The sequence below is a fragment of the uncultured Imperialibacter sp. genome (genome assembly GCF_963974565.1).
Classification (GTDB): Bacteria; Bacteroidota; Bacteroidia; order Cytophagales; family Cyclobacteriaceae; genus Imperialibacter; species Imperialibacter roseus.
On record NZ_CAXBCJ010000014.1, the window covers coordinates 84,364 to 97,257 of the forward strand.

Genomic DNA, 12,894 nt, shown 5'->3' on the forward strand with positions numbered 1-12,894 from the left:
GGGTTGAAATATGATCTACCTGGCTGTCCATCCGCCGTCAACAGCAATCAAAGAGCCCACCATATAGGTGGCGGCATCGCTGGCAAGGAAAATGGCTGCTCCCTGGATTTCTTTCAGCTCGCCCCAGCGCTCAAGGGCCGTGGCGCCGATAATGAATTTCTTACCATCTTCTGTGCCGGCAATGGGAGCGTTCATTTCTGTGAGGAAAGGCCCTGGGCAAATGGCATTTACCGTGATGTTGAATGGGGCAAACTCAAGCGCCAGGGCACGAGTCATTTGTACAATAGCTCCTTTACTTGAAGCATACGGCGTGCGGTTTGGAACCCCCACCAGGCCAAGTGTACTTGCCATGTTGATGATGCTGCCTCTTTTCGCCTTTTTCATGTAGGGAGTTACTGCTCTGTTGCAAAGCCATGTGCCATTCACATTTACCTCCATCACTTTATTGAAGTCGGCGAGGGAAAGCTCGTCGATGGGGCCACGGATATTAATACCGGCACTGTTGATCAGGATGTCGATGCGGTCAAAGGTGTCCATAGCCGCTTTGGCCATGGCTTCAGTTTGCGCCTGGTTGGTCACGTCGGCAGCAAATGAAATGGCTTTGACGCCGTAGGAGCTGCTGATTGTTTTGGCGGCTTCTTCGCCGTCTTTCTCGGTGCGGTTCACCAACATGATATTGGCACCAGCAGAGGCTAGTCCTTCAGCAATGGCCAGCCCCAGGCCCTTGGAGCCTCCTGTGATGATGGCGGTTCTGCCTGTAAGATCGAATAGTTTAATGCCGGGTAGTTTTTCTGTAGTCATCAGAGATTTGTCAAGTTTTAATAATGGTCAAAAAGCACTTGCCTCAGGGTCTATTTCAGTAGGCATTGAGTAAGAATATTTTATGAAGTGCGCCTCAAGCGCAAGCCTCATAAGTTCTCGTTGCAAACGAGAACCATGTACCTATCTAATATTCAAATTGCTTGCACTGTATTTCAGGCAGGCCAGGTTGTTTTCTTCTTCAAATGCAAGCCTCTGTTCAGCTGTGAGTCCAGCCACCGTTGGTAGAGGTGTTTGCGAAGTCTTTTCTTTCACCATGCTCAAAGTATTTGCCAGGTACTTGCCCGAAACCCCTTCAAAAACATTCCAGTACTCGTCAGTCAGGCATGGGATTTCCAGAGGGTCTCTGGTGATCATTTCCAGGTTGAACCTGATTTTGGGATTATGCTTTTTGCAAACATCCACCATTTTCTTCAAATCGCAGATGCCGGTACCGAGAGGTACTTCAGAAAGCAGAAATCCTTTTTCGTATTCCATCACGCCCATGTCTTTCACGTGGGTGGAGAAAGCGTAAGGTGCCAGTGTTTCCACTACATTCATCGGGTCTTCCATCAGCGCTATGCTATTGCCAAAGTCGACGGTTACACCTACCCATTCGCTTCCAATGGTTTTGATAAAGTCAACCAGCTCCGGAGCCATCCAGTCCTTATGGTTTTCGATAGCCAGCTTCATTTTATGCTTGCGAACTATCGGTTCGGCCAACCTGACCCAGGCAAGAGAATTTTTTGTGTATTCGTCAAAGTCACTTTGCGAGTGGAGACTTTCGTACCTCCTTGTGCCCAGGCACACAGTTCTTAAAATACTCACTCCAGCTTCTTTTGAAGCGATCACCTCTTTTTCAAAGTCAGCTACATCCTCTGCTTTCTTGGGCAGGCCAATTGATCCTTCCAGGTAGAGCCCAAGCTTTTCTCTTCTGTCTCTGGCCTTTTTAGCAAAGTCGGATGTCCAACCACGAACCACTGTTTGCACGCCACCGGCTCCTATGCTGGCACAGTGCTCCATGAGCTGAATAGCGTCAGTCATGGGTGGATACTTCTTGCTGTCTGTTTTAGAGTTCCACCGGGCTGCGTAGGAATGAACTACGACGCCCATGGGAACATCTTTTAGAAAGTCCGGCATAGCTGGAAAGGGCATGCTTAATGCCAGAGCGCCAACGCTCGCTTTTTGGAGAAATTCCCTTCTGGAGTTCACTCCAGTAGATTTTTGATCTAGAACTTTTTCATAAGCTTTCATGGTAGTAGGGTGTAAGTGTCAGTAGGTTTATTGAGCTTTTGTTTTTGCCTCTTCCTGTTCGAGCATTTCTATATGGGTATTTAGCTCAGCAGCTGTCCATGGCACTACACGACCCTGTGAAGTCACTCTCGTTCCTCCCACAAAGCGCCCACTGACGGCACTGGCGCTATTGCCCCACTCATTTCTAATATAGGTCAAAATAGTGGCAATGCTTCTGTCGTCCAGGGTCGAATGTGCGGGCATCACAGGCAGTATCTCAGGCGTGTTGTATGTTTTTCCAGCTACTTCAATGGGCCCCTCGATACCATGTAATATAATCAATGCCAGGCGTTTGTCGCTACCCGTCACCCATTCGGAGCCAGCAAGAGGCGGAGCAAACCGGCTTATTCCGGCACCGTCGGTGCCATGGCAACCGGCGCAGGTGGTTAGGTAATTTTGCCGACCGAGGGCGAATGCTTCTCGCTCCTGCTCAGTCAGCGTGTTTCCGGCAGCCTGAGTAACGGTTTCCACCTTGTGACCCGGCCACTCAAACATCGCATTGAGTGAAGTAAGCCTTGCCGGATCAACAGCCACCTGTGGTTTTGTGAGAATAGCGGGGGCAGAAGCCAGCTGAATAGGGCCTGCTTTAGTTGTGCTGCTTTGTTGTATGGCAAGGCCTGTCAGCACTGTTTTTTCCTTCCAGCCGAATGCTGCTTCGTTCACATTCAGCATCGCCAGGAGTGCGCCGAGCTCCTTTGAATCTCTTTTATTGACGATGGAGGTGGCGAGCATTTCAAGAAATATTTCTTTCGGCTGCGACTGATCCTTCCAGTTGGGTGACTTCCAAAGCCGTTGTAGAAAGGCAAATTCCTGATCTTCCAGGCTGCTCATCACAGCGTCACGAATCAGTGGCGAATCGGAGTGCTTTGCTGCTATTTCTTCCAAAACTTGCTGAGCCGCATTCGACGTAAGAGCACTGGCGCTAAGCGCTATTTGCAGCACCTGCTTAATGTCTGCTGATTGGTTGCTATTGAGCAGAGCGGTTTCCAGCTTCGTTTGAATTCCAGGATTTTTCTCGGCAATAGGCTCGAGAATTCGGAGTGCGGATGATTGTATCAGTGGGCTTTTGTCAGATAATAGACTGAGAAGTAAATCAGTGTTGGTTTGACCGAGACCTTCCAGTGTCCACAGGGCATGGAAGCGAGCCAGGTTGGTCTTTGCATTTTTTGCAACGCCAATAAGACCTGCCACTACTGATAGGTCGCCTCTTTCCACTAGCAGCCGTTGCGCTATGTCTCTTTGCCAGCCATCAGGATGAGAAAGCAAGCTAATAAGCTCTGTGGATGATGCGGAAGACAGTTTTTGGTTTTTGACTGGCTGCCCGTCTTCAGGAACAATGCGCCAAATGCGCCCCATATGGATGGGTTGATCCAGGCGACGCTCCAATGTTTTTTCTTTTAAATAAGGTGTGGCGTATTTTCCATCCTGAATGATGCCGTGATACATGTCGACAATGTACAATGCGCCGTCCGGGCCTGCCATGGCGTTTACCGGCCTGAATCTATCATCGGTGGAAGCCAGAAACTCGGTGCCAGGATGAGGGTCGTTTGCACTCAAAATGAGACCATTTTCTGTTACCACGTTGCGCTTCACCAGGTTGCCCGCTGGCTCACACACAAAGGCATTGCCATAGTATTCGGCAGGAAAAAGGGTGCTTCTGAGCACCAATGGCGAGCAGGCTGCGGTGAACTCCACCAGTTTCTCATCCTTGTCCAACGTTCCGGGGATATAGCCTCTGTTGACTGCTGGAGTGGGGTGAATGGGATAAACTCTCCGGTCAATAGTGAGGCCGTGGTCTATGCCCGTTGATGGCTTATGGTTTTTGTTTCGGCTAAGGTAGTTGGGTGGCACAAGGTCACCATGGAGCTGTGACCAGTTGTAGTTGTAGAAAAGCCGGCCTTCGTCGTCATGGCTCACGCCCCACTGCCCCCGGAATTCGGTGCTGTCCCTTACCCACTCGTCGTTTACCAAACGGTACCGAAGTCTTGATTTGACGCTGTAGTACCAGTTGTCTGTGTTGAGCAAAAGCCCGTTGTCTGAGTGCTCCACCAGACCGTTACTGGAATAGGTGGAGTCGAGTAGGATTTTCTTGTCTGCCTTGAAGTCGCCGTCCGTGTCCTGGGTAATCCAAAGCGCTTTGTTTTCAGAAATCAGTGCTCCGCCCTTTATCAGTCCTATGGACCTTGGCAGCACCAGGCTATCGAGATAAATGGTGCTTTTGTCCATGGAGCCGTCTCCATCAATATCTTCCAGAATAGAAATTCTTCCCAGGCGGCTGGTCTCATCGTGGCCTTCGATGTCAACCATATAGCCACGCATTTCAGCTACCCAAAGTTTACCGTCTTCATCGAATACCGCAAATACCGGCTCCTGAACCATAGGCTCACTGGCTACCAGTTGGATTTTCAGGCCAGGCTCCAGCTGGAAGGTGGCCAGCTCTTCTTCTGGTGTTTTTACTGATGAATCGTCTTTGTTGGCGGGCTTGTTTGTGCTGGAACAAGCTGCGAGGAAATAGAGTGAAATGGCAAAAGAGAACAAACGAGCCAAAGGCGTTGTATCGCAAAGCTTTCTCAAGGAAATGTATTTTATGTTTAAGCAGGTATAACCGGCCACACAAATGTATTGTTGCGTGGTTAGCTACAATTTGACACATCTTGTTTGGATACACAAGTATGTTTTACAATAACGGTATGGTGGTAGGATTAAGCCAATGGCGGCTTGATGAGATAGTTTCTGTAATATAAATATTACAGGTTATGGGATATTTACATTGAGGGTGACTGCGGATAATAGCAGTCGGTGTTCGGCTTATCGTGACATAACGTTTGGTGTTTACTCAGGCACTTGCAGTGTAGCCCCAATCCGGTGGACAAAAACTTAATTATAAAACAGTCAAATGAGGTAGGCACAGAAGCTGCTTTGGTTCGTCTGATTGGATTAACAGGAGAAGTATTTGTCCCAACAATCGTCAACCAGGATAGGAGTTTTGTTGAGGTAGATGTTAAAGATATACCACTGGGTATTTATGTGTTGGAAGTTCATGGCGATGGATTATTTGAACAAAGTAAAATCATAATTAACCGATGATATATGAACCTAATAAACAAAGCGATAGGGCTTTTATTGGCTGCATCCTTTTTTTTCGCCTGCGGTGAAAAAGATGACAATACTGAAAGTGGTGAGGTGGATCAAGACTCGGTTAACGTCGTAGCGGAGCAATGTTTACATTCCGGAGAGCTGAAGCGAGATCTATATGCTATAGTATCAAATATACCCGACGGCGGCGGTTTCAGTTACAAGCCAGGTATTGTAGACACCACTCGCATGCGACAATACCTGGGTGCCTGGATGCCCAATATCTGCAACGGCTTCCCGGATAGCCTGAAACAGGAGGGCCTGGAATTGCTGATAACCATTTCTGATAAAACAGCAGCCGATACCAATCTTGGTGTTTCAACAATTGATTTGGTTGAAGTGGCGCTCTTAAAAGATCAATTGGATAAAGATCCGAGAAACGGTGACGGTGTGTCAACTGCTGATATTAACATTTCGCAAGTTGAAGGTCCATTTTATACTGGCTACGTCATTAATTCAACTTCGGAGTGGGAAGCGGTCAGCCAACAAACCGGTGCAACCATGGGGGCCCCTGTAGATTTTGAAAGCCAAACGCTGCTTGGCTATAAGATCATGGTAGGCGGATGCTGGCCAGGAGGCCATGTTGAATTTCGTCAATTCGTTCAGGAGGCTGATCATCAATTTCGGCTACATATAGCCGTCAGAAGCTATGGTCTTTGCCAGGTGGGATATGCCCGCTGGCACTGGGTAACCGTCGATAAACTCACACCAGAAGATGGAGTTGAGTTTTCTCACAAGGAAGAGGTGATCGCTAATTGAGCATATTGGCCGACAGCGACCTGATGAGATGGAAAATAAAAAAGCTCAAGAAATTAATCTTGAGCTTTTGAGTGATCCCGCTGGGGCTCGAACCCAGGACCCATACATTAAAAGTGTATTGCTCTACCAGCTGAGCTACGGAATCTTTTAACATTTATTAACCATCAAATAAGGAGGAATTTTGCTTTATTTGGCAGCCTTTCCTTAATTGCGCCCGTAAATGAGGTTGCAAAGGTAGTACTCTATGAATAATTTGCAAAGCTGGCATATAAAAATTTTCTTCTGTTTTTTCGTAAGCACATTTCTGACGTCAGAATATTCTTCTGCTCAATCAGTTAGCACTGATTTGGTGAAAGCAGATTCATTATTTGAACTAAAGAAGTACACAGAGTCATTCGACGAATATCAGCTAGTGTTTGACAAGGGAATGGCATCACCTCAAATGCTGATGAAGATGGCGTTTATCAAAGAAGGGCTCGATGAGTACCCCGAGGCACTTTTTTACCTGACGAAGTATTACGATCTCACTCACAATAATCTTGTGCTTAAAAAGATCAATGAAATCGCCGAAAAGCAGGGCTTACTTGGCTACGACGTGACCGATGCCGACTTTATTATGTCGTGGTACTCGTTGTACTACGATCTCATTCTTACAGTAGTGATGTCGGTGATTTTTGTGCTGCTGCTTTTGCAAGTTTACCGTTTCCTTAAAAAGAAAGGCTTTTCAACAGGCCTTATGACCTGGCAGTTGGTATTCGGGTTGTTCCTCGCTGTTGTTGTCAATTACCCGTTCTCAAAACCGGAGGCTATTATTGTGGAATCAGCCACTTACCTCATGAAAGGCCCTTCTGCAGGTGCTCCTATGCTGGAAATTGTTTCCCAGGGCCACAAAGTGAAAGTCCTCGATGCGGGCCAAATCTGGACCAAGATTCTCTGGCACGATGCCGAAGTGTATGTGAGGAGTGGGAGCTTGAAGCGGTTGGGGTAAAGAAACGACAATACTTCCATATCCTTTCGGCTTCTATATGGTCGCCTTCGTATTTTTCATATCATGTTTGATTTGTTGTGAGTGATCCTATTCTGCTGATTTTTGTCAAGGATCTATCTTTCGTCCAGTTAGATCCATATCTGTTAGATGCATCACATGGAAGCCAAATGAGGGAACTATAATTTTCGGCTTGTTTTCCTAAAATATCTTGCTGATTTTATTCTAAAATTCACATATTTATGCGTCGCTTCTATCCAAGTTATTAGAGTCTATTTGTCTTTTAAGCCTTCAGCTTATGGAAAAAACTTCTACCCTAAGTAATCTGGCCGCAATTGCTGTATTACTCCTACTTTTTACTTCAAATAAGTCGTTCGGGCAGAATGCTCCGAGTTGTTCCGAGGCTGTGGTGGCTAGTACCGGAACCAACGCTATTCCTGCAACAGTACTAGATGGCTATTGGTATACCTACACAATTCCCGCAGATGGTAAGCTGGTTGTTTCCTCGTCAACCGACATTTATGTGAGTCTGAGCTACAATACTTGTGCTAACCGATATTATGCAGGAGCGGGCATAGGGAATGCGAGTTATGCCAGTGCCGTGGAGGGACAAGAAATTTTTATCTATTGGGATTTGGGCAGTAGTGGAGGCGATTTTGAATGGGATTTAAGCATAGTCGATCTGGAGGAAGGTGATAATTGCAGTCTGGCCAAGGTATTGGCTATAGGGGAAAATTATTTGCCTCCAACGTACGGTGAGTATTGGTTCACCTACACTATGCCCAGCGATGGTCGATTCGTAGCACAGACTCCTGGTCTGGCTGGCTTTGATATTATCAGCGGTGATTGCCCCGCCAACCTCTACGGACATATTAATGCATATGATAATATTTCAGCTGCTTTTAGCGAAGGCGAAAACATCTTTCTACGTTTCAGAGTAGAGAAAGGTGGAGATTTTACATGGAGCTTCAACGTTTTAGACCTGGAAGAAGGTAACACTTGTGAGATTGCCAAGGAAGTGATGGAAGGAACTTACGAGAACCCGCAGGAAACCACATATGAGTACTGGTATACGTACACCAAAACCACTGAAGGTAAGGTTGTTATAGAAACCAATCCTTACAGAAGTGTATCAGCCTATTCAAATACCTGCGAAAATTTGAGTTATATAAAAGGCGGATGGGGGCAGATATTGCTCACCAATGTAGCAATTGACGAGCAGATATTTGTTAAGGTTTACCCACAATTTGATGAAGTGGTCGATCTTACTCTCAGTGTTGAGCCTTTGGAGCCCGGAGATGGCTGCAATTCGACTGTTCTGGCAGTTGAAGGGGCGAATACACTTCCTTCAACTCAATACCGTGAATACTGGTATGAGTTTGTTATGCCAGGAGAAGGCAAGTTGCAAGTATCCTCTGAAAATAATGCTCAAGTGACAATCTATTCTGGAGCATGTAGTTCTCTTGTTTATGAAACTGGTGGTTCTGGGCTAGTTACTGCAACTGGTTTGAGCTCTGACGAAAAAGTCTGGATTGTCTGGAATACGGCTAGCTACGACAACTTTGATTGGGAGTTGAGCGTGGAAGAGCTCTCGCCAGGTGACAACTGTTCATTAGCAGTTATAGCGCTTGAAGGGGCGAATCATGCCCCTGAAACCACCTTAGAATATTTTTGGTACTCCTATACTGTGCCAAGTACGGGCCGATTGGTGATCGCATCTGAAACAGGCAATAGGGTGGATGTTATGTACAACTCATGCCAACTGCTCTATGGCTTTGCTTCTGGCTACGGAGGAGTGTCCAGGCCAGTCTTTGAGACTGGTACACAGCTTTTTATCAGATGGCATACAAGCAGTGGAGGCAATTTCGATTGGAGCATAAGCGTAGATGACTATATAACCGGAGACGTCTGTGAAATACCAATTGATGCGGTTGAAGGTATAAATGTGCGTACGGCAAATGGGAGCGGTCAGCACTGGTATAGTTTCGTCATGCCCAGTACTCAAAAGCTTTCAGTAACCAGCTCGAGTGGGTATGCCAGTTGTAGCATTTATTCAGGTAACTGCGGAAGCTTATATCATAAAAGCTCTGGCCAAAAAGGTACTTCAGCGACGGGACTTGAAGCAGGGGAAGAAGTCGTGATTGTGTGGTATGAAAGTAATAACTTTAATTGGTTACTCACTTTGGAAGATTATGTTGAAGGAGACTATTGCGAAATTGCCCAAGCGGCAGCTGATGGCTCAAACGAACTACCAGCAACCTCAAGTCAATATTTCTGGTACACCTATCAGGTTCCTTCAGACGGTAAACTCGTCATCAGCTCTTTGACCAACAAATACGTTGAAATTTATTCCGGCACCTGCAATAGTAGATCGTGGCAGGCTTCTGGGTACGGTGACCTGACACTGCCTGAGGTATCAATGGGAGATGAGTTTATTATCCGATGGAATGCCGATCCTGCCGGATTTACATGGGATATATCTGTGCAAGAACCCCAGCTCGGTGACCTATGCTCGCTGTCGCAAGTAGCCGTATCTGGTACCAATTCGGTGCCAGAAATATCAACCTACTACTGGTACAGCTACACAATTAATGAAGATAAGAAATTGAGCTTAAGATCCTCAGGTGATAGCTACGTGACAGTTTATAAAGGAAGTTGTGAGTTCTTGAACCAAGTGGCTAACGGCTACGAAAACATAGATGTAGCGGGTCTGGCGATAGGCGACAATATTCTAATCCGATGGGATTATAATAATGGTGGCGATTTCGACTGGACACTGGGCTATGAGGATGTGTCAGCGGGCGACCTCTGCTCTTTGGCAGCTTCGGCAGTTGAGGGGGTCAATACGGTACCAGATACCTACGCATATTACTACTGGTACAGCTATACGATGCCTCAGGATGGTAAACTGACAATTAACTCAAGCTCCTATGCCTATTTATATGTTTACTCAAACTCATGCGACGAACTTTTTTACAAGGGCAATTCCTATAACGGAAAAATAGATATTCCTTCCCTAACGGAGGGCACCCAACTTTTTGTTAGGTGGGCTCCGCAATATGGCTATGGTTTCGATTGGACGTTAGGCGTTGAAGAAAGTACACCTGGGGATGACTGTAGCCAGTCGGATCCTGCTGAGGACGGTGTGAATCATATTCCGACCACAGGTCTATCCAATTTTTGGTACAGTTACACAGCTCCAGCTGACGGCAAGCTTACGATTTCCTCAAACAGTAGCACCGGGGTATCCATTTACACTGGAGAGTGCGGAAGCTTGATTTACAAAGGTTATGGAAATGGTAGTGCATTTGTGACAGGTTTCGCCGAAGGAGACCAAATATACTTAAGCTGGAATACTAGTAACTACTCGGATTTCGATTGGAATTTGGAATTTGTACCCTACGAAACTGGCGACTTTTGTACCGATCCACTCGATGCGGTAGTAGGAGCTAATACCACCGATTCAGCTCCCAAGTGGTTTAAGTTCACTGTGCCAGCAGAAGGCGACCTTACTATCTCCTCAGTGGGCACCACAACAACCGACACCTACCTGAGGCTTTATCAATCCTGCGGGCTTGGCAGTTTTGCTTCCAACGACGATTTTGGAGGCACCTCTCAAAGTGAGATAACTGTTACCAGCCTTGCCAGAGGAGAAGAAATATGGATGCTGTGGGATGATAGCAACAGTATAGACGGGTTTGACTGGACGATTACCTTCGATTCCAATGTGGAGCCGTTTGATCAGACTATCACTTTCGACGCAATTAGCAACAAAACCTATGGAAGCCAATTCGATATATTGCCTACCAGCGACTCGGACTTGGATGTATTGGTTGAAGTCATCTCGGGCCCTGCCGTTTTGGACGGTTCGTTGCTTACTGTAACCGGCCTGGGAGAAGTTGTCATAGAAGCGAGTCAAGCCGGTGATTATTACTTCAATCCGGCTGTGCCTATCCAAAGAAGCTTCACAGTTAACCCCGCTCCCCTGATAGTTAAGGCGGCCAACAAAACTATTACCTATGGTGATCCTTTGCCAAATTTGACATACTCAATAAGCGGGTTTGTAAACGATGAAACTGAAGAGGTTATCACCGGGACAATCTCCATTTCAACCAATGCCAGTGAAATCCCGAATGTGGGTACTTATGATATAGTTACCAGTGGTGGCGAAGCAGCCAATTACAATATTTCACATATCCAGGGTACTCTTACCGTTGAAAAACCATCGCAAACACTGACATTTGATCCACTTCCTGAAAAGACATTTGGCGATGGTGTGCTTGAGTTGGTAGCCGTCGGTGGGGCATCGGGAAATCCAGTGGCCTTTTCGAGTAGTAACTCTGAAGTGGCGACTGTAGAAGGCAATTTGCTGACGATAGCAGGAGCGGGAACAGCCACTATAACGGCGTACCAGGAAGGCGACGATAATTATAAAGAAGCGTTAGTCGAAAGGCAGTTGATAGTCAACAAGGCTACCCAGACGGTTGATTTCGCTGAGCTTACTGAAAGGACTTATGGCGAAGAAGCTTTTTCGCTTTCGGCGACATCGTCTTCAGGGTTGCCGGTGTCATTCTCCAGCTCGAACACAGCTGTGGCGGTTATTGAAAATGGAATGCTAAATATTAAGTCTACGGGTGAAGCAACTATTACAGCGTTTCAACAAGGAAATAACAATTACAATTCGGCGACGGCGACTCAAGTGATTGTTATCAATAAAGCATCCCAAGTAATAACCTTTTCAGAAATTGGCCCTACCGTAGGTATATCCAATGGTGCCATAACACTTTCAGCGACAAGTTCGTCGGGATTGGGTGTTTCCTACAAGGTAATGGGCCCTGCTTCTCTTTTAGGCACAGTATTGACTTTAACAGCTCCTGGTCAGGTTGAAGTTACGGCTACTCAAGGAGGGAACATAAACTATCTACCCGCCGAAGATTTCACGATAGGGTTTGAGGTGATTGATGATACCAATCAGAGAGCGGAGCAAACCATTTCTTTTTCTCCAATTGAAGACAAGACCTTTAGAGATGATCCATTCGAATTAGTGGCAACGGCATCTTCAGGTTTGGACATTGTTTTCACAGTCGAAAATGGCCCCGCAACAATTGAAGGTTCTGTCGTCACATTAACAGGGGCAGGCAGCGTAACTATTGCTGCTAATCAGGCAGGGAATGAGGAATACGTTCCAGCCCTTGAAGTAATCCAATCTTTTATAGTGGACAAGGCAATGGCGACTATCACCCTGAGTAACTTGCAGCAGAGAGTTGATGGCACTCCGAAAATTCCAACTGTAGCTGTTGACCCTCCTTTCGTTGCTTATGTAATTACATTCGATGGTGGATCGGAGGAGCCTGTGCAACCCGGGAGCTATGAGGTAGTGGTGGAAGTAGAAGATACCAATTATCAGGGTAGCGCTAGTGAAACTTTTGTGCTATCGGAAGCATTGGCTGTGAAACACGGAGACTTGGAGCTTGACATAAAGGCATACCCAATTCCGGTTGTTGATTATCTCACCGTTGAAATGACTGGCTCTGCGAGCGGAACTCAGGTGACCAGAAAGGTCGTCAGACTAGTTGACCTGCTGGGGCGAGAGTCACTTCGAAGCTCTTTTGTTGGGGATATAAGTACGATTGACCTCACCTATCAGCCAACTGGCATCTACCTTCTTATTGTTGAAAATGAAAAGGGTGAAGTGCTGAAGAGAGTGAAGGTGAGGAAGGAATAAGCGCATCTCGCTGTAGTAAGCAAAGCAATTGACGGTCGGCTAAACCTGAACCAAAATCCTCTGGCACGATGCCGAAGTGTATGTGAGGAGTGGGAGCTTGAAGCGGTTGGGGTGAGTAATTCTCTTGAAATATATGAGTGGGCCGGTAGAAATATGGGATTATGGCCAATGGTCACATTGCGGTTATTGGTGTCATCAG

At 46.5% G+C, this 12,894-nt stretch carries 7 protein-coding genes and 1 tRNA gene; 4 read left to right on the forward strand and 4 right to left on the reverse strand.

What is annotated here, in order from left to right:
- Positions 1–15 precede the first annotated feature (15 nt).
- The 3 genes from AAC052_RS18800 to AAC052_RS18810 form a co-directional block, all read right to left on the reverse strand.
- Positions 16–801, reverse strand: coding sequence for a 3-oxoacyl-ACP reductase family protein (locus AAC052_RS18800; RefSeq protein ID WP_339815011.1), 786 nt, complete (start codon positions 799–801; stop codon positions 16–18).
- Positions 802–942: 141 nt separating this feature from the next.
- Complete coding sequence (locus AAC052_RS18805) at positions 943–1,953, reverse strand: TIM barrel protein (RefSeq protein WP_339815066.1); 1,011 nt, start codon at positions 1,951–1,953, stop codon at positions 943–945.
- A 126-nt stretch (positions 1,954–2,079) separates the two neighbouring features.
- The gene (locus tag AAC052_RS18810; RefSeq protein ID WP_339815012.1) at positions 2,080–4,665 is read right to left on the reverse strand and encodes a c-type cytochrome; all 2,586 of its coding nucleotides are present in this window, start codon (positions 4,663–4,665) and stop codon (positions 2,080–2,082) included.
- A 291-nt stretch (positions 4,666–4,956) separates the two neighbouring features.
- On the opposite strand from AAC052_RS18810, the gene AAC052_RS18815 reads away from it, so the two are divergent.
- Together AAC052_RS18815 and AAC052_RS18820 are read left to right on the forward strand one after the other, a co-directional pair.
- Positions 4,957–5,178 carry a hypothetical protein gene (locus AAC052_RS18815; RefSeq protein ID WP_317489737.1) on the forward strand — a complete coding sequence of 74 codons (222 nt, stop codon included), beginning with the start codon at positions 4,957–4,959 and terminating at the stop codon, positions 5,176–5,178.
- 3 nt (positions 5,179–5,181) lie between these two features.
- Positions 5,182–5,985 carry a hypothetical protein gene (locus AAC052_RS18820; protein ID WP_339815013.1) on the forward strand — a complete coding sequence of 268 codons (804 nt, stop codon included), beginning with the start codon at positions 5,182–5,184 and terminating at the stop codon, positions 5,983–5,985.
- 72 nt (positions 5,986–6,057) lie between these two features.
- Here the strand turns inward: AAC052_RS18820 and AAC052_RS18825 are convergent.
- Positions 6,058–6,130: transfer RNA gene (locus tag AAC052_RS18825), tRNA-Lys, on the reverse strand.
- Between the two features lie 204 nt (positions 6,131–6,334).
- Between AAC052_RS18825 and AAC052_RS18830 the strand changes: the two genes are divergently transcribed.
- Both AAC052_RS18830 and AAC052_RS18835 read left to right on the forward strand, forming a co-directional pair.
- Positions 6,335–6,973, forward strand: coding sequence for a hypothetical protein (locus AAC052_RS18830; RefSeq protein WP_339815014.1), 639 nt, complete (start codon positions 6,335–6,337; stop codon positions 6,971–6,973).
- 295 nt (positions 6,974–7,268) lie between these two features.
- Complete coding sequence (locus tag AAC052_RS18835; RefSeq protein WP_339815015.1) at positions 7,269–12,695, forward strand: MBG domain-containing protein; 5,427 nt, start codon at positions 7,269–7,271, stop codon at positions 12,693–12,695.
- Positions 12,696–12,894 lie beyond the last annotated feature (199 nt).